17 protein-coding genes and 2 pseudogenes are annotated in these 18,200 nt (G+C 44.4%); 10 read left to right on the forward strand and 9 right to left on the reverse strand.

What is annotated here, in order from left to right; genetic code table 11:
- Nucleotides 1-14: 14 nt before the first annotated feature.
- Both N5P32_RS12165 and N5P32_RS12170 read left to right on the forward strand, forming a co-directional pair.
- On the forward strand, nucleotides 15-3,833 hold the full coding sequence (locus N5P32_RS12165; protein WP_265729321.1) for a YhdP family phospholipid transporter: 3,819 nt from the start codon (nucleotides 15-17) through the stop codon (nucleotides 3,831-3,833).
- Complete coding sequence (locus N5P32_RS12170) at nucleotides 3,833-4,666, forward strand: carbon-nitrogen hydrolase family protein (protein WP_265729322.1); 834 nt, start codon at nucleotides 3,833-3,835, stop codon at nucleotides 4,664-4,666. Before N5P32_RS12165 ends, N5P32_RS12170 begins: the two co-directional genes overlap by 1 nt.
- A gap of 64 nt (nucleotides 4,667-4,730) precedes the next feature.
- On the opposite strand, the gene yjgA is transcribed toward N5P32_RS12170, so the two are convergent.
- The 9 genes and pseudogenes from yjgA to N5P32_RS12215 all read right to left on the reverse strand — a co-directional run bounded on the left by yjgA (nucleotide 4,731) and on the right by N5P32_RS12215 (nucleotide 11,683).
- Complete coding sequence (gene yjgA / locus N5P32_RS12175) at nucleotides 4,731-5,267, reverse strand: ribosome biogenesis factor YjgA (RefSeq protein ID WP_265729323.1); 537 nt, start codon at nucleotides 5,265-5,267, stop codon at nucleotides 4,731-4,733.
- Between the two features lie 6 nt (nucleotides 5,268-5,273).
- The gene (mgtE, locus tag N5P32_RS12180; RefSeq protein ID WP_265729324.1) at nucleotides 5,274-6,626 is read right to left on the reverse strand and encodes a magnesium transporter; all 1,353 of its coding nucleotides are present in this window, start codon (nucleotides 6,624-6,626) and stop codon (nucleotides 5,274-5,276) included.
- A gap of 7 nt (nucleotides 6,627-6,633) precedes the next feature.
- Nucleotides 6,634-6,903 (reverse strand): HPr family phosphocarrier protein, encoded by a 270-nt coding sequence (locus N5P32_RS12185; protein ID WP_265729325.1) that lies wholly within the window; start codon nucleotides 6,901-6,903, stop codon nucleotides 6,634-6,636.
- A 9-nt stretch (nucleotides 6,904-6,912) separates the two neighbouring features.
- The gene (gene ptsN / locus N5P32_RS12190) at nucleotides 6,913-7,362 is read right to left on the reverse strand and encodes a PTS IIA-like nitrogen regulatory protein PtsN (protein WP_265729326.1); all 450 of its coding nucleotides are present in this window, start codon (nucleotides 7,360-7,362) and stop codon (nucleotides 6,913-6,915) included.
- A gap of 17 nt (nucleotides 7,363-7,379) precedes the next feature.
- A pseudogene (locus N5P32_RS12195) lies at nucleotides 7,380-8,850 on the reverse strand (RNA polymerase factor sigma-54).
- A gap of 75 nt (nucleotides 8,851-8,925) precedes the next feature.
- Nucleotides 8,926-9,652 (reverse strand): annotated as a pseudogene (gene lptB, locus N5P32_RS12200) (LPS export ABC transporter ATP-binding protein).
- Entirely contained in the window at nucleotides 9,653-10,162 is a 510-nt protein-coding gene (gene lptA, locus N5P32_RS12205) for a lipopolysaccharide transport periplasmic protein LptA (RefSeq protein WP_265729327.1), read from the reverse strand. It lies immediately after the preceding pseudogene.
- Nucleotides 10,146-10,724 carry an LPS export ABC transporter periplasmic protein LptC gene (gene lptC, locus N5P32_RS12210; RefSeq protein WP_265729328.1) on the reverse strand — a complete coding sequence of 193 codons (579 nt, stop codon included), beginning with the start codon at nucleotides 10,722-10,724 and terminating at the stop codon, nucleotides 10,146-10,148. Before lptC ends, lptA begins: the two co-directional genes overlap by 17 nt.
- Entirely contained in the window at nucleotides 10,724-11,683 is a 960-nt protein-coding gene (locus N5P32_RS12215; protein WP_265729329.1) for a calcium/sodium antiporter, read from the reverse strand. The genes lptC and N5P32_RS12215 overlap by 1 nt, the downstream gene beginning before the upstream one ends.
- 169 nt (nucleotides 11,684-11,852) lie before the next feature.
- On the opposite strand from N5P32_RS12215, the gene N5P32_RS12220 reads away from it, so the two are divergent.
- The 8 genes from N5P32_RS12220 (at nucleotide 11,853) to hisD (ending at nucleotide 18,199) form a co-directional block, all read left to right on the forward strand.
- Nucleotides 11,853-12,650 carry an ABC transporter ATP-binding protein gene (locus N5P32_RS12220; protein WP_265729330.1) on the forward strand — a complete coding sequence of 266 codons (798 nt, stop codon included), beginning with the start codon at nucleotides 11,853-11,855 and terminating at the stop codon, nucleotides 12,648-12,650.
- The gene (gene mlaE / locus N5P32_RS12225; protein ID WP_265729331.1) at nucleotides 12,647-13,429 is read left to right on the forward strand and encodes a lipid asymmetry maintenance ABC transporter permease subunit MlaE; all 783 of its coding nucleotides are present in this window, start codon (nucleotides 12,647-12,649) and stop codon (nucleotides 13,427-13,429) included. The genes N5P32_RS12220 and mlaE overlap by 4 nt, the downstream gene beginning before the upstream one ends.
- Before the next feature lies 1 nt (nucleotide 13,430).
- On the forward strand, nucleotides 13,431-13,895 hold the full coding sequence (mlaD, locus tag N5P32_RS12230) for an outer membrane lipid asymmetry maintenance protein MlaD (protein WP_265729332.1): 465 nt from the start codon (nucleotides 13,431-13,433) through the stop codon (nucleotides 13,893-13,895).
- A gap of 1 nt (nucleotide 13,896) precedes the next feature.
- The gene (locus N5P32_RS12235; protein WP_265729333.1) at nucleotides 13,897-14,514 is read left to right on the forward strand and encodes an MlaC/ttg2D family ABC transporter substrate-binding protein; all 618 of its coding nucleotides are present in this window, start codon (nucleotides 13,897-13,899) and stop codon (nucleotides 14,512-14,514) included.
- Between the two features lie 202 nt (nucleotides 14,515-14,716).
- Entirely contained in the window at nucleotides 14,717-14,953 is a 237-nt protein-coding gene (locus N5P32_RS12240) for a BolA family protein (RefSeq protein ID WP_265729334.1), read from the forward strand.
- Nucleotides 14,954-14,979: 26 nt separating this feature from the next.
- Nucleotides 14,980-16,242, forward strand: coding sequence for a UDP-N-acetylglucosamine 1-carboxyvinyltransferase (murA, locus tag N5P32_RS12245; RefSeq protein WP_265729335.1), 1,263 nt, complete (start codon nucleotides 14,980-14,982; stop codon nucleotides 16,240-16,242).
- A gap of 1 nt (nucleotide 16,243) precedes the next feature.
- Nucleotides 16,244-16,888, forward strand: a complete 645-nt coding sequence (hisG, locus tag N5P32_RS12250; RefSeq protein ID WP_265729336.1) for an ATP phosphoribosyltransferase — start codon at nucleotides 16,244-16,246, stop codon at nucleotides 16,886-16,888.
- Nucleotides 16,889-18,199 carry a histidinol dehydrogenase gene (hisD, locus tag N5P32_RS12255; protein WP_265729337.1) on the forward strand — a complete coding sequence of 437 codons (1,311 nt, stop codon included), beginning with the start codon at nucleotides 16,889-16,891 and terminating at the stop codon, nucleotides 18,197-18,199.
- Nucleotide 18,200 lies beyond the last annotated feature (1 nt).

An 18,200-nucleotide genomic window follows, 5' to 3' on the forward strand; every position in this document is an offset into this window, starting at 1 on the left:
AGTAGGGCCTATCAATGTATTGGTTACTGCGAAAGCTGATTCTTGTTGTTTTTTGGGGGGCGGTTACTTTTTCAGCGCTGCTTGCTGTATTTGCTTTGGGTGTCGGGCAGCTATTTCCTTACCTTGACCATTATCGTCCCCAAATAGAGAAGAATTTAGGGCAAATTGTGGGTTACCCAGTCACTCTTGCTGGCATTGATGGCCGTCTTGAGGGAGTTGATCCTACGGTCTCTGTAAGTGGGTTTGAGCTGTCGGCTGGTGGCCAGTCAGCGATAGTTATTGATGAAATGCGGGTGCGTCTTGACACCGTAAAATCATTACTGACATTGAGCCCTCAGTTTACCTATATTCGATTCGTTCGACCTTATGTTGGGTTGCAAGAAGCAGAGGGGCAGTGGCGGCTAAAAGGCGCTACTCCTTCACGCAACGTACGTAACGAGGTAGGTGTCGAACGTGTTTTAGACTACTTGTCAGCTCAGCGTAATTTTTCAATTTATGATGCCAAAATAGCGCTGGATAGCGAACAATTTGGTGAGCATTCATTACGCATTCCTCATATCTACATCTTTCAAAAAGCCTATGAATCCCTTTTAACATCGACTCTGTTTCTAGACGATGGGGCTTCGCCTTTCCAAATAAGTGCTCGTATTGATCAGGGACGCAGTTTGCTTGGTAATTATCGGGTCAAAGCGTCTTTAAATGCCCCTTTTATGACTTTGCCTGTCAGTCGTTACCTTGCAACCAATGACTATAACTTGGAATCAATAAGCTTCGGTGGTGATGTCTGGTTGGATGCATTTATTGGTAAAGAAGTGGAGGTGCGAGCTGAGTCTGCACGTTTCGCTTTTACGTTTGCAGACGGAGAACGATACGACGCAACCTCTTCTATAAAGTTACGCTATTCTCAACAGCGTCCTAGTGTGCGGATGGATGTTCACAACATGACTATTGCGGATGAAGTAGGCACTCAGTCAGCCATTAATTGGGTGTTTGATTGGTCATCTGTAACAAATCGCTCGGTGGTCCGTTTTGATCAAGCTGACCTTGGGTTGGCGCACAAAATTGCTAACCATTTTTTGCCTGAAGACTCTAATGCGAGTCGCATATTGAATGGATTGAACCCTACTGGAGCCGCAAAAAATGGCAGTGTTCAATTAACGAATAGCAGTGACGGTCTTTCTTTTCAGTTTTTAAGCAATTTGTACGGGGCCGCCATTGATGATTATAACGGAATCCCTAAAGCCGATAATATTAATGGTGTGTTTAGTTTGTCGGATGACGCTGGTTATATCGATTTTCGAGGCAGCCACAGTCAGTTGGGCTTTGCGACGGTATATGACGAGTCGTGGTTAACGGACGCGCTGTCTGGTTATGTGAGTTGGCAGCAGCAACAGGATATCTTTTTGGTTAGTGGTCGTGATTTGTCAGTGCGTCGTAATAATGCAGACATTAGTGCTGGCTTTCGTTTGGAAGTGAGGAAGGACGCACCAGATTGGCTGGCTTTGGATTTGCATGGGCAAAACCTGTCTGTCGATGAGCGTATGACGTATTTACCACCTAGGGCACTTGATGATTCAATAATGTCTTGGCTGGCGGGGGCTTTTCCTAACTCTGGCGACATAACTGAAGTGGATGTCTTGGTTCAAAGTGAATTGTCTGAAGGTGCTTCGCCGCATGTTCGCGTAAAAATGGCGCTGCAAAATACAGATGTATCTTTTGATAAAGATTGGCCGGTTGCACAAAGCGTCAATGGTGAGTTTGCTTTGGATGACTCAGGTGTCAAAGTGGTTGTGGATTCGGCGCTTTGGCAAGATGTGTCTGTCAATAATTTAACGGTGGCTGTTCCCATTACAGGCGGAGTGGCTAACTGGTTGAACATCACTGGTGGAATTGATGATGACGCCTCCAAAATACTGTCGACATTAAAATCGACACCACTGGTAGATTCCGTGCTTTCTCCTTTCACGAACTGGACGTTAGGAGGAAAAGTGAGTGGGGATTTTGATCTTGCCATTCCTTTCTCTTCAGACATGCAGCCTAAGGTTCGGTTGCTTGTTAACTTCAATGATAATCCATTGCAGATAGGCGATCTGGATCTAAATGGTCAAATCAATGACGGGCGTTTGCAATTTAGTTCTGGGCAGGGAATTACCAACACCGAATTTGACATTCAGGCATTAGGAGGGGTGTCTCATTTGGCGCTGACTTCTTCTGTGACCTCAGATGGTGGTATGGCGATTCAAGGGGAACTTGCAGGAAAGGTAGGGCTGAAAGAAACCTTAACATGGCGGCAAGCAGGCAATGAGGCCGTAGCCCGTGTGTCTGGTTTGGTGGAATACACAGGCTCACTTGCTGTCAACCAGTCACAAAGTGGTCAGGTTGATCTGATCATCAACAGTGATTTGTTAGGTGGGCAAATAGATTTACCTGAGCCCATTGGTAAAGGACCTGCTGAGCAAAAAGACCTGCAAGTTAAAGTTAGGCAGCATGAAAAAGATATCGTTATTGATGCAGATTATGGGACCTTTTCTAAAGCCAGATTGTTGTTGCAAAATAGTGCTTTTGTTGGGGGCGAGCTTGTATTAAGTGCCAGTCAAGACAAAAACTTGAATGCCACTATTCCAAATGGCTTGGTTGTCAGTGGAGACTTTGATCGTATTCTTGTCCAAAATTGGCAGTCAGTTATCGCTGATTTTTCAAATGCATCAAATGCTTCTGACGCTGTGGAGATTCCCTCCTTACCAGCTTGGTTGAGTAAGGTCGACCTAATCGTTGATGAGGTTGTCGTTAACCCTAGTAACACCTGGCATAACTTCAAAGTATCCTACAGTGCGGCAACGGATAAGCCGCTGTTTGTTAGCTCAGATGAAGTCAATTTTTCATTCTCAAATGACGCTGGTGTTCCTAATCTTCATTTTGGCTTCTTAAGTTGGAATACAGATTCTTCTGAGGACCAAGAAGAGACCAAGGGAAAGGGCGCGCCAATTTCAGCCAAGCAAATTCCGAGTATGACATTGGCTATAGACCAGCTTTATTTTAATGGAAAGCCCTACGGTGACTGGTTGTTATCTGTCGCTAGAGAGGGTGATGTCGTTAGAATTGATCCAATTTCATCTAAATTAAAAACAGGTGATTTTAAGGGGAGTTTGTTTTGGCAAGACAGAGGGGATGCTTCTAGTGTGGAATTGACTATTGCGGCCAGTGGTGCTGATCTTGCTGAATTGACAAAAAAATTTACTAACGACGACGCTTTTGTGTCCTCCAAGAAGTATAAAATTGATGTGGGTTTAAGCTGGAAGGGGCATCCGTTTTATTTTGATCGCGAATCTGTATCGGGTCGGATTGGCTTCTCTGCTACCAATGGTAATTTCAGAAAAGTCGATGAATTACCTGCTTTCTTAAAAGCGTTGGGGATATTTAATATTGGTGCTTTGAGTCGTCGACTTTTGTTGGATTTTTCAGATGTTTATGAGCCTGGGTTGACATACGACGAATTCAAAGGTGTGTTGACGCTAGGTGATGGCATTCTGAAAACGGTTTCGCCTATAACCATTATCTCCCCTAGTGCTGAGCTTGTTGTTGCGGGTGAAGCCGATATTGTCAATGAAACACTCAATGAAAAATTGACCGCCACGTTTCCTTTGACCGGTACTTTGCCGTTGGCTGGGCTAATTTGGGGGACACCACAGTTGGCTGGGCTGCTGTTTATTACCGATAAATTGATTGGTGATCAGCTGTCGAAAGTCACCAGTGTTCAATACAAAGTGGAAGGTTCGTTCAACGATCCATTGATGACGCCAGTGCGTTACCAACCAGTGGAGAAGTCGAAATAATGGATTCTTTGAAAATAGCCGCAATACAATTGACGAGTACTCAAGATTGGTTGGTCAATATTAATGAAGTGGAGCGGTTGGTTGGTTTGGCTGTCAGGGACGGCGCGCGTTTGGTTGTTTTGCCTGAGAATGTCTTTCTTTTTGATGGGAAGCGCATGCGAACGTTAGCGGAATCGGATGATCAGTCAACGATTTTTGAAAGGGTGTCTGTTTTAGCAAAAAAATACGGTATTTATCTTGTGGTTGGCTCTCATCCGTCAGCTTTTCGTCCAGATGGACGTTTGGTCCCAGATGGACGGGTAAGGCAAAGTTGTTGGGTAATTGATCCAGTAGGGCAGATCGTAGAGAGGTATGACAAAATTCACCTTTTTGATGTCACTGTGGATGACAAAGCGGCCTCTTATAAAGAGTCGGATGTGATCGAAAAGGGAGAGTTGGCGTTAAAAACGGTGGATGTTGACGGTTTTAAGGTGGGTTTAAGTGTCTGCTATGATTTAAGATTTCCTGAACTATATCGAGCGCTGACTGAGTTAGGTGCAGAAGTCCTACTCGTTCCTGCTGCGTTTACTTATGTGACAGGACGAGCTCATTGGCACACACTTTTAGCGGCGCGTGCAATAGAAAATCAATGCTATGTTCTGGGGGTGGGGCAATGTGGTTGGCACAATTCAACTCGTCACACCTATGGCAATAGTGCTCTCTATTCACCTTTTGGGGAGTCTCTTGATAGACTACAAGAAGAGTCTGGGTATTTTGTGCATGAAATGAAAAAGCAGGCTATTGAAGATTGTCGGACAAAAATGCCCTGTTTTTCCCATCGTAGATTACTTTAATAAAAACCCTTGTTTACAACATATAGCTAAACAAGGGCTTCATAACGGGTTATTTTGGATTGAGTTAGTCTTTTAGCCCGAGTCTTTTTTCTTCTACTTCACGCAAAAAGCGAAACAGTTTTTTGCGGTTTGTTGTATTTGCGCCTTGGGATACTTCTTTTTGAGATTGACGAATCAGCTGTCTGAGCAATTGAATGTCTTCAATCTCTGGGTTTTCATCTAGGTATTGAGACAGAACCTCTTTGCTGTTTTCGCCAATCAATGCATCACGTTTAAGTTCTAGCTGATGGAACAGTTTGTTGTAAGCGGCAGAGGTGGTGTCAAAAAGTGCAACACGGTGCGCGATGGCTTCATGATCTTCTGTGCGCATTACTTTGCCAATGTATTGCAAATGTCTTCTCATTGCTTCGTGCTGCTTTATGCGGCCAGCTTCAACAAATGCTTCACGTAATGTGTCAGACATTTCTACTTTTTTAAGTTGGTTTTTGCTTAAGCCTAGTAGCTTTTTGCCAAGATCTTGTAAGGCTTCCATTTCACGCTTGATCTGGGTTTTGCTTTTAGGGATATCTTCTTCGTTTTCAAATTGATCAAAGTCTGTCATGGGAACCTATATTAAAAAAATAGTAGCTAGACCAAGGAAGGAAAGAAATCCAATAACATCGGTCACGGTTGTTAAAATAACGCTGCCAGCAAGGGCAGGGTCGATACCAATCTTTTTCAAAAAAATTGGCAGGAGTGTACCAGTGGTTGCTGCAAATAGCAGGTTTATTATGGTGGCGCCTGCAATGATATAGGCAATCTTTATGTTGTCAAACCAAAGTGCGGTGAGTGCGGCAATCACTGTTGCCCACAATAGTCCATTTAAAAGCCCTACAATCAGCTCTCTATTAAGCAGCCAGCGCGTGTTTGTGGAGCCTATCTGGTTAAGGGCAATGCCTCGGATGACAAGGGTCAATACCTGAGATCCAGCAATTCCTCCCATGCTGGCAACGATGGGCATTAGGATAGCGAGCGCGACCACTTGGTCAAGCGTGTTCTGGAATAATCCAATGACATAAGAGGCGATGAACGCGGTAATAAGGTTAATTCCAAGCCAAACGGCCCGGCGTTTGGTGGTTTTCATTATTGGGGAAAAGGTGTCTTCATCGTCATCAAGCCCCGCCATGCTTAACATAGAATGTTCGGCTTCATCACGAATTACGTCAACCACGTCATCGATGGTAATACGCCCTAGCAGTTTTCTGCTTGCTCCGTCGATAACGGGAGCGGAGACAAGGTCCATTTTTTCAAAAAGCTGCGCCACTTCGCTCGCAGGGGTTTCCGCATTGATAACCGTGAATTCGGTTTCCATAATGTCGCGTACGGTTGCGTTTACATCAGAAACTAACAATTTTGTCAGCGGCAGTGTGCCTAAAAGTTTGTCCGAACGACTCACAACCAGTAGGTTGTCGGTCATATCAGGCAAGGTTGAGTGTCTGCGTAGGTAGCGAAAGACGAGATCGACAGTGATGTTTGGACGAATCGTAATCGTGTCCGTATTCATCAGGCCGCCGGCAGAATCTTCTGAGTAGCTTAGAAGCGCTTCTACTCTGGTTCTGTCTTGCGTTGTCATGGAAGCAAGAACTTCTTTTACAACTTTTTCAGGTAGGTGCTGTAAAAGGTCAGCGAGGTCATCGCTTTCAAAGTGTTCAGAGACGGCAATAAGGCGCTCAGTGTCCATATTTTTCATGAACTGAACACCAATATCTTCACTAAGATATTGTAATACTTCGCCTTCGTTTTTTGCTTCTATGAGCTCCCAGAGCAGTTTACGCTCTTTGGGAGGGGAGGATTCTAGTAAGCGAGCGACATCTTGTGCAGGTAAAGCACCGTTAAGCAGATAACGGATTTGCATGGTAGCGCCCGATTCAAGGGATTCGGTCACTGTTTGCAAATGATTTAGGGTGCTTTGTTCTGGCATCTGAACGTTACTCGTCTTCACCAAAGCGATTATTAATCAGCTCAATGATGGCTTCAATGGCTTCTTTTTCGTCGTCACCATTGGTTTTAATGCGTATTTCTGTGCCTTTTCCCGCCGCAAGCATCATCATTGCCATGATGCTTTTTCCATCTACGTTGCGACCATCTTTTTCGATGGTGATGTCGCAAGAAAAGCGTGTAGTGGTTTCGATGAGTTTGCCGGCGGCACGAGCATGCAAGCCCAGCTTATTTATTATGACGATAGACTCTTCCTGCATACGCCGTACCTATATTAGTGTGTTAAAAATAGTAAATAACTCTTCGTTATTGTTTGCAGTTCGCAATTTGTCTAGCGCCTCTGAAGACTGTGCTAATTCGGCAATTTGCGCCAGAGTAGCAAGGTGTTGGTCGCATTCATGAGGAGGAACGATAAGCGCAAAGATCAGATCAACCGCTCTTTTGTCGATGGCATCGAAGTCGACTGGCGTTTGCAGTGACATCACGACGATGGCAGTGTGATTGGCTGACTCTAGTCGACAATGGGGAATCGCTATGCCATTGCCAATACCTGTGCTTCCGAGTTTTTCACGGCCAAGTAAGGCATCGTAGACAGCTTCGTTGTTGCAATGTAGACGATTTGAAGCGACTTCGGCAATGCTTTCTAAAACGCGTTTTTTACTAACGATATCTTGTTTAGCAAGAACTAGGTCTGCTTTTAATAATGATTTCAATGACATGATAAAATGGTTTCCGTTTAGATCAGTCGTTTTCGTTCATTGGAAGGAGGGATATTCATCGCCTCACGATATTTGGCTACCGTTCGTCTGGCAACCTGTATGCCTTGGTCTGCCAAAATGGCAGCGAGTTTATTGTCGCTTAATGGTTTTTTCGCCGGTTCGTCTGAAACAAGCTTTTTGATCATGGCGCGAATGGCGGTAGAGGAACACTCTCCACCTGATGCTGTGTTTACATGGCTTGAGAAAAAGTATTTTAGTTCAAAAATGCCTTTTGGGGTGTGCATGTATTTCTGAGTTGTCACCCTTGAAATGGTCGATTCATGCATTCCCACTTCTTCGGCCACATCGTGAAGCACCATGGGTTTCATGGCTTCTTCACCCAGTTCAAAGAAATCTATTTGTCTACTAACGATGCAGCTGGCCACTTTTAACAACGTTTCGTTTCGGCTTTGAAGGCTTTTCATGAACCACTTGGCTTCTTGAAGCGATGTTTTTATGTAAGTCGCATCTTCCGTTGTGGTGGCTGTACTCGCCATTGCAGAATACGTTTCGTTGATTTTTATGGGGGAGAGCGTCGTTGTTTAGCTCTACTTGCCAGACATCATTGCGTTTTTTGACGGACACATCAGGGATGACATAGTCTGTGTCATCAGCGTCAATAACTGAGCCAGGTCTGGGGTTTAGTTGTTGAATTAAATGAATAACTTCTTTTAACGCTTCGTCTTTTAGTTTTGTCTTTCGGCTCAGCTGAGCGAAATCACGATTGCCTAAAAGTGGTAGGTAATGATCGATTAAATTGTAAGTGCTTTTGAATAATGGATGGCTGTGAAAGGCTTCCAATTGAACAAGTAAGCAATCTCGTAAATCGATAGAGCAAACGCCAACAGGGTCGAAGCGCTGAAGTCGGTGCTGCACAGCAATAACTTCGTCAATTTCCAGCTCTTCTAGCTCTGTACTGAGTGATTCGCAAATGTCCTCGGGTGTAATGCTTAAATACCCATCAGGCTGCACACACTCAATAATCGCGTAAGCAATTTCAATGTCTCTGTCCGACATATGGGTCAGATTCAATTGCCAAATAAGGTGGTCTTGGATGCTTTCAGCGGGTGCGTTACGGCTTTCAAAATCGCTTTCACTTTCAAAGCTATTGCTGTCGCTAACGGCAGCAGAACTTTGGTAAGTGTCATCCCAGTTACTGTCTATTGATAACTCTTCTGGTATGCTTTCTGTCCACTCAGATTCTAAACGCGCTTCTTCGCTGTTTGTTTCTATTGGTGTTTCTGTTGCAATTTTGGATTCGATGCTTGCTTGAGTATCACTGTTCGTATGTTCTTCGTCATCGAGCTCAAGAAGTGGATTGGACTCTAAAAATTCATGGATTTCTTGCTTTAAATCCAACGTAGAAAGCTGCAGCAAGCGAATGGCTTGTTGCAGTTGAGGCGTCATGGTCAGCTGTTGACCGAGTTTTAATTGCAAAGACTGCTTCATAGAGCAACTCTTTTTGTTTGAATGAATTGGAACGAGTTGTGCATACTACTCCCTTTCTACAGCAATGATAAGGGGTTACAGGCGGAAGTCGTCGCCTAAATAGACCTTTTTTACCTGTTCATTGTTGATGACCGTACTCGCGTCACCAGAAGCAATGATGTAGCCATTGCCGACAATGTAGGCTTTATCGCAGATGTCGAGTGTTTCTCTGACGTTGTGATCTGTGATTAGAACGCCAATTCCACTCTCTTGTAGGTGTTTTATTATGAGCTTGATGTCGCCAACTGAAATAGGGTCTACACCAGCAAAAGGTTCATCAAGCAGTATGAATTTTGGGTTCATGGCAAGTGCTCTGGCAATCTCCACCCGACGTCTTTCGCCACCGGAGAGCGCCATCCCAAGGTTGGTGCGGATGTGGGTGATGTGAAACTCTTCGAGAAGTTCTTCAAGCCTTGCTTTTTGATCGTCTTTACTTAGCTCTTTGCGCGTTTCAAGGATGGCCAAAATGTTGTCTTCAACAGACATTTTACGAAAAATGGACGCTTCTTGAGGTAAGTAGCCAATGCCTTTTTGGGCACGAGTGTGCATGGCATCGTGGGTGATGTCGTGGCCATCGATAAAGATACCACCCGCATCATTAGCCACCATGCCAACGATCATGTAAAAGCATGTGGTTTTTCCTGCGCCATTGGGGCCGAGCAAGCCGACGGCTTGGCCGGACTCTACTGAGATAGAAACGTCTTTTACGACTTTTTCTTTTTTTGTAGCTTTTAGCAAGGTGCTTTGCTTCTAGTAAGGCCATCTATTGTTTTGCCTCAGGCGCTTGTGGTTGTAATGTCATGGATACGCGTCCCGAATCTTTTTTCTCTGCGCTGAATGTGCCGTCTTGAATCATGTACAGAATGTAGTCTGCGGTGATGGAGTTTTGAATGCGGCTTAAATAACCATCGCCAATGATTTCTAATTTAGATTCGTCTGTTTGATAGTGTATTTCATTGCCTTTACTGATCACAATGTTGCCACTCCAGTCCACTTGCTGGCTGAATTTGGCTGGTGAACCTGACGCTTCGAGGCTGCTAAATTTACGCGTATTTGCGTCTGTCGAAACTTTCAGGTATTCGGCTTGGATTTCAATAGAACCTTGTTTTACAAAGACGTTGCCTTTGTAAATGGCTTGACCTGAATTTTGATCGAACGATGCTTCATCCGCTTGAATCTCTAGTGGTTTGTTGATGTCATCAGGCAGTGCGTACGTATATTGGCCAATAAGGGCAGTGGTGAGCAACATGCTGGCGTTAATGAATCGTTTCATATTTTCCTCGTACAGATCCTGTCATCACGACTTCTTCTGAATTTATATAAGTGGTAATCGTACCAGCGGAGGTCTCGCCTTGTGTAGAGGTCAGTGTCGCCGCTCCATAACTGGTAATTGATTTGTCGCTGTCTTTGTAATGCATGTTGTTTGAACTAAGCTGAATGTCTTCCGACTTTAGAAATGTCTTAGTTGCAATGACATTATCGGTTAATAGAATATCATTACTTCCATCATCGATAACCCCTTTATCTGCTTTTGCGTGCCATTGTCCTGAATTAGAGTAGCGTTCAATACTGGGGTTTTCGAGTAGCGTCTTGGATTCAGTCACAAAGTGCAGTGTTTGCTGGGCGTTCAGTGTTTCTATCAATTCACCATTTTGATCAAACTCTTTGACTTTTACTTTGGTAATAAAGTAATCGGGAGAGTTGCGCAATGAATCTGTCTGAACCAGATTTTTTATGGGGGTTGTGCTATACCAGCCTAGCAGGCCGGCACCAAGAATAATCGCTGCCGCAACAAAAATGAGTTTTGGTCGAATCTGATCCGTTAAATACGACATTACATTGAGCCGTTGGTGCTAAGTATGAATAAATACACGCCATAGCAAGCGATGAGAGGAAGTCCAACCCATCTTGGGATCGCGTTCTTCTTGGTTTTCTTGAAAATGTAAATGGCAAGCGCCAATGTCAGTGTTAAACCAAGAACCCAGGGAAAGTCTCTGTGAGTGACGCTTGAATCAATGACTCCAGGTGCAAGCAATGCGGGCAATGGAAGTACGGTGGCTAAATTGAAAATGTTAGAACCCAGTACGTTACCAATTGCGATGTCGTGATGACCCTTTCTGACACTGCTTACAGAGGCAGCGAGTTCAGGAAGGCTTGTTCCAATAGCAACTATGGTTAAACCAATGACAAGCTCGCTTACCCCAAGTGCGGTCGCAATGCCTATTGCTCCCCAAACAAGCAGTTTGGAACTACCAATCAAAACAGCCAATCCAATTAAAGCAATGATTAAAGACTTTCCTATAGAGGTGTCTTCATGCTCCGACAGTTCATCTAGCTCGTCTTCTAGATCTTTGCTGCCTCGCAATAACAGGATTAATACAATCAAAAAAGCGGCAATCAGGATAATGCCATCCCAAGCTTCAAGTGTTTGATCGAATAATAAGAAGCCCGTTAGTAGTGTAATAGCAAGCACTAAAGGTACTTCTTTCGTTGAAAGGCCTTGGGCGATTGGAATGGCTGAAAATAACAGGGTGATACCAAGGACCAAAGCAATGTTGGCAATATTGGAGCCCAGCACATTGCCGATGGCAATTTCAGGTGCATTATCAAGTGCAGCAATGGCAGAAACCACCATTTCTGGTGCGGATGTTCCAAATGCCACTAGTGTGATACCAATCACCATTGGGTTGACGTTTAGTTTTTTTGCAACCAGAGCTGAGTGCTCTATGAATTTATCGGAACTCAAAACCAGTAAAATTAAGCCTGCAACAAGGGCGATGGAAAACAGCAACATATCGTTGATAATACTCGTAGAAAAGGAAAGCACCATTTAATGAGGTTTGACGATGAAATTCAAGGCTTGATCTTGCAAACAAATTAGATTTGCCCTTGCTGCGATTCTAATTGTTAAGGGGCAGTGATAGTATCAGGCGATATTTAGAAAGGATGATAAAGGTGTACTCGTGGCTGATGCTTATATAGAAGTCCAAGATTTGAGCTTTTCGAGAGGGGATCGTGTCATTTATGAAAATGTTTCTCTTACTATCCCAAGAGGTAAAATCACCGCGGTTATGGGGCCAAGTGGTACGGGTAAAACCACGTTATTGCGTTTAATTGCGGCTCAATTGTCACCAGATTCGGGGTTGGTGCTCGTGGACGGTAAAAATGTTCATATGTTATCCAGGTCTGAACTTTATAAAGTGCGAAAGAAAATGGGGATGTTATTTCAAAGTGGTGCTTTGTTCAGTGACATGTCTGTGGCTGAAAATATCGCTTTCCCAATGGAAGAACACACTAAGCTTGATGCAAAAGCCATCAACGAAAAAGTGTTGGAAAAACTTCATAGTGTCGGTTTGCGTGGTGCGGCTCAACTAAAGCCTTCTGAACTTTCTGGTGGTATGGCGCGACGAGTAGCATTGGCTAGAGCGATCGCGTTGGACCCCGAGTTAGTCATGTATGATGAGCCTTTTACCGGGCAAGACCCTATTTCTAAAGGTGTGCTGGTGAAGCTGATTCGTCAGTTAAATGAATCTGCGAATATGACGTCTGTATTGGTCTCCCATGATGTTGAAGAGTCTCTTTCTATCGCCGATCATGTTTGTATCTTGGCTGGTGGTCGAGTGATTGCAGAAGGGTCGCCAGAAGATATTAGGATGTCGGATGACGCTGAAGTGAAGCAATTTTTAAATGGCGAGCCAGATGGCCCTGTGCCGTTTCATTACCCCGAAAAAGATCGGGCTGGTGTCGAGGTGACGGTATGAAAATGGTTGCATTACTGGGCGGTGCGTTACTTGACTGGATTGAGTCGGTTGGTCGAGCGGGCATATTTTTGGCGCAAAGTATTTTTAGATTGCCGGTACGTTTTAAAGAATCGATTAATCTGCTGATTAAGCAACTGTATTCTGTTGGTGTGTTGTCGCTGGTGATTGTCGTTGTTTCGGGTGCGTTTATTGGTATGGTGTTGGCCTTGCAAGGTTACAGCATCTTGGCCAAATTTGGTTCCGAAGAGGCGGTGGGGCAATTGCTGGCATTGGCGTTACTTCGAGAGCTTGGGCCTGTGGTAACGGCGTTGTTGTTTGCTGGGCGTGCGGGGTCTTCCTTAACGGCTGAGATTGGTCTAATGAAAGCGACAGAGCAGTTGTCTAGCTTTGAAATGATGGGGGTTGATCCGTTACGTCGGGTTATTGCTCCTAGGTTTATTGCTGGCGTTATCTGTCTGCCATTGCTGAGTTTGATTTTTTCCACCACCGGTATTATCGGTGGTCTGGTGGTTTCTGTGAATTGGTTGGGTGTTCATGATGGCGCTTTTTGGTCTCTGATGCAGCAATCAGTTTATTTTGACACTGACATCGTAAATGGCTTTATTAAAGCTGTGTGTTTTTCAATTGCCGTTACTTGGATTGCGGTATATCAAGGGTATGAGTGTGTGCCAACTTCCGAAGGGATTGGTAAAGCCACGACCCGCACTGTTGTTTTAGGTTCATTGGCTATTTTGGCGTTGGACTTTGTATTAACCGCCGCCATGTTTGGAGATTTTTAAAATGAGAAGTAAGCGCACGGAATTGTTTGTTGGGTCTTTTATTTTATTGGGTATTTTGGCGTTTGTTTATCTGGCGGTGCAGGTAAGTGGGTTGGCTTTTACTGACAAAAAGGACACTTACCAGATTGTGGCGAGATTTGATGACATAGGTGGTTTAAGTAATCGTGCCAAGGTAACCATTGCGGGTGTGACCATCGGCAGTGTGGAGTCCATTACTCTTGATAAAGAGCTTTATATGGGGCTTGTTACAATGAATATTGACTCTGATGTGAACAATATTCCTACTGATAGTTCGATTGCTATTTTGACTAGCGGCCTATTGGGTGAGAAATACTTGGGGCTGTCTATCGGTGCTGATGATGAAATGCTGACTGACGGCGGTGAAATATTCGACACGCAGTCCGCGTTGGTGTTAGAGACGTTAATTAGTCAGTTTTTATTTAAAGCCGGTGATTCGGAGAAGTAATATGTTGAAATTGTTGTCACGTGCTTTTTTAATTTTTTCTGTCGTTGGTGCCAGTTTAGCTTGGTCGAATGAAGAAGCGGCTAGAGAGGCCGTCATTGAGGTGGTGGATGCTTTTCGTACACAGATTGTTGCGGATAAAGACGTTTTGTCAAAGGACCCAGCTCTGCTTGAAGAAAGGGTAAACGCCATTTTGGAGAATGTTGTTGATTTTGATGACTTCTCTAAAAAAGTGATGGGGAAATACTACCGTCGTGCCTCACCTGAACAGCGAGTGCGTTTTGCAACCGTCACAAAAGATACGTTGCTAAAAACCTATGGGGCATCGTTGCTTGAGTTGGATGCTGATCGTATTGAGGTGCTGCCTTTGGGGCCTCAAGGTCGTGGTAAAGAAACGAAAGTGGATGTTGACTTTCAAATGGAAGCGGGTGGCTTGTTAAATATTTCCTTTTATATGGAAGAGTCTAAGCAGGGGCGTTGGTTATTGAGTAATATTGTGATTAATAACATTAATTTTGGCTTAACGTTCCGTAAGCAGTTTGGCGTGATGATGGAGCAAAATAAGAACAATATTGAATTGGCGATTAATGCTTGGCGTGAGTCTTTGGCAAAAAAATCATAGTCTAAATTTCCGCAATTTCATTTCTTAAAATCCGAGTCCATTTTGTGGATTCGGATTTTTTTGTCTGGCAGATTGTCAGCCTTGAATAAAATCTAAGAAAACAGCCAGTTTTTTCTTCAGAGTTCGCCTAAGAGGTGTTAAGTAGTTGGCTGTACTAAGGTAGAATAAACCAAATTAAGTATATTTATCTATTGGAGCGACTGTGAACGCAGCTGAAGTTAAAGCACTTTTAGAATCCTCTATCCCTAACTGTGATGTGGTTGCAGAGGGCGAAGGTTGTAATTTTCAAGTAGTGGTAGTGACGAGTGAATTTGAAGGTTTGTCGACCGTTAAGAGACAGCAACTTGTATATTCTCACCTCCAAGAAGCCATTTCTAGTGGCGCGATTCATGCCGTAACCATGAAAACCTACACGCCAGAACAAGCAAATAAACTATAAAATAGCGTTTATAAGAGATTAATTATATGGACAAGCTTCTGATTACCGGTGGTACTCGGCTTAATGGTGTGGTTCGTGCGTCTGGCGCGAAAAATGCTGCGTTGCCAATTTTAGCGGCAACTTTGTTAACGAAAGAACTGATCACCATTAAAAATCTTCCGCATTTACACGATATCACTACCATGCTGGAGCTCTTGGGCTCGATGGGGTGTGGCGTTGTCGTGGATGAGAAAATGAGCGTTCAGTTGGACGTTTCTACATTGAATAACTGCGAAGCTCCTTATGAGCTTGTAAAAACCATGCGCGCCTCCATTTTGGTGCTCGGTCCTTTGGTGAGTCATTTTGGTAAAGCGATCGTATCTCTTCCTGGTGGCTGTGCGATTGGTAGTCGCCCTGTGGATCTGCATTTGCGCGGATTAGAAGCGATGGGTGCAACGATTAGTGTAGAAGGTGGCGATATTGTCGCCAGTGTCGATGGTCGTCTGAAAGGTGCGCGTATCTTTTTTGACAAAGTGACCGTGACAGGTACTGAGAATCTTCTGATGGCAGCAACATTGGCAGATGGTCAAACTATTCTAGAAAACGCCGCACGTGAACCTGAAGTTGTTGATTTGGCCGAGTGTCTTATTGCGATGGGGGCTAAAATCACTGGTCATGGCACCGACACTATCGTCATTGAGGGTGTTGAGGCCTTGCATGGTACAAGCTATCCAGTCATGCCTGATCGAATTGAAACGGGAACCTTCTTGGTTGCGGCTGCGATTACTGGCGGAAAGGTCAGAGTGATCGACACAAACGTTAAGTCTCTTGAGGCAGTGTTGTCCAAACTAGAAGAAGCTGGTGCAAAAGTCTCCAGCGGGGAAGACTGGATTGAAGTGGATATGGAAGGTCGACGTCCAGACGCAGTTAATATCAGTACCGCGCCTTATCCTGCTTTCCCAACTGACATGCAAGCTCAATTTGTGGCACTAAACTCCGTTGCAAACGGGGTGGGCCGAGTGATCGAAAATATTTTCGAAAACCGCTTTATGCACGTGGATGAAATGCTACGTATGGGTGCCGACATTGAGGTAACAGGTAACACAGCGATTGTCCGAGGTTGCGAGCGCCTTAAGGGTGCGCCGGTAATGGCGACTGACTTGCGAGCTTCGGCGAGTTTGGTGTTGTCTGCTTTGGTTGCTGAAGGTGATACTAAGATTGACCGTATTTACCACATCGATCGTGGTTACGAATGTATTGAAGAAAAATTCGGTGCGTTGGGTGCGAAAATTTCACGGGTTTTAAATTAATATGAGCAAAACGTTGACGATTGCGCTATCGAAAGGGCGCATCCTTGGTGAAACTTTACCGCTTTTAGAAAAGGCGAATATCGTTCCGCTTGAAGATATTAGCAAAAGTCGAAAGCTGATTTTTGACACTAACCATGACCATATTAAACTGGTTATTTTACGAGCGACGGATGTACCCACTTATGTTGATCATGGTGTGGCGGACTTTGGTGTTGCTGGTAAAGATGTTTTGATGGAAGCTTCTACCAAAAATCTATATGAATTGCTGGATCTAAAAATCGCAAAATGCCGATTGATGACCGCTGGCGTGGTGGGGCAGCCTTTGCCAAATCGACGTTTGAAGGTAGCGTCTAAATTCATTAAAACGGCAAAAGCGTATTTTGCCGAGCAGGGTATTCAGGCCGATGTTATCAAGCTCTATGGTGCGATGGAGTTGGCGCCTATTATGGGGTTAGCGGATTTGATCGTTGATATCGTTGATACGGGTAATACGCTCAAAGCTAACGGCCTTGAAGCTCGTGAATTGATTGCTCCGATTAGTACGCGTCTGGTTGTAAATAAAGCGGCTTATAAAACAAAGTATTCAGAAATTGAACCTATTTTGGAAATGATAAGACGCGCTGTTGACAATAATGAGGGTAAGTAATTGAACCTTAATATTCGTGAATTTACGTCTAGTTCAGATGATTTTCGTAGTGAGCTAGAGGTTCTGCTTGCTTGGGACTCTGTCTCTGACGATGGAGTTCAAAGCGCAGTAGCAAACATTGTAGAGCAAGTTCGTCTTCGTGGTGACGCGGCGGTGATTGAGTTTACTAACCGATTTGATCGTCGTCAGGTTGCAGTGTCATCCGAATTGGAAATCTCCCGTGAAGCACTGGCTTTAGCAAAAGAGCGCGTCAGTGCAGAATTGGTCGCAAGTCTAGAGGCTGCTGCCAAGCGCGTTCGTGATTACCATGAGCGTCAAAAACAGCCTTCTTGGCAGTATCAAGAAGAAGACGGTACTGTGTTGGGGCAAAAAGTCACGCCATTAGATCGAGTGGGTGTGTATGTGCCAGGGGGTAAAGCTGCTTATCCTTCTTCTGTTTTAATGAATGTCATGCCGGCCAAAGTGGCGGGAGTTGGTGAAATTATTATGGTGGTGCCAACGCCTGATGGCTTGGTGAATGATATCGTTTTGGCGGCTGCTTATATTGCCGGCGTTGATCGTGTGTTTACTATTGGCGGTGCTCAAGCGGTTGCTGCATTAGCTTATGGTACCGAAACTATTCCTAAAGTGGATAAGATTGTTGGGCCTGGTAACATCTACGTCGCAACGGCGAAAAAAATGGTGTTTGGTGTCGTGGGTATCGACATGATTGCTGGGCCTTCCGAAATTCTGGTGGTTTGCGATGGTAAGACAGATCCAGATTGGATCGCTATGGATTTGTTTTCTCAAGCAGAACATGATGAAGACGCTCAATCTATTTTGATTTCTCCTGATCTGGCTTTCATTAAGGCTGTAAAAGCCTCCATGGAGCGTTTAATAGACAATCAGAGCCGTAAAGAGATTATTAAAGCTTCGTTAGAAGGGCGTGGTGCGTTTATCCATGTTGAAAATATGGATGAAGCGATGGACATCGCAAATATAGTGGCTGCGGAACACCTTGAATTGTCAATTGATGATCCAGAAAAGTGGGTCGAGAAAATTCGACATGCGGGCGCTATCTTTATGGGTCGTCACACTCCTGAGGCTTTAGGGGATTACTGTGCTGGGCCGAACCATGTTTTGCCTACGTCAGGAACCGCTCGTTTTTCATCACCTTTGGGTGTTTATGATTTTCAAAAGCGCAGCTCGTTGATCTATTGTTCACCTGAAGGGGCAAGTGAATTGGCGAAAATTGCTTCGCCACTTGCTCGTGGTGAATCGTTAGAGGCTCATGCCATGTCAGCAGAGTATCGTATTTTAAAGGATGCTTGAT

The sequence above is a fragment of the Marinomonas pontica genome, assembly GCF_026191375.1.
Lineage (GTDB): Bacteria > Pseudomonadota > Gammaproteobacteria > Pseudomonadales > Marinomonadaceae > Marinomonas > Marinomonas pontica.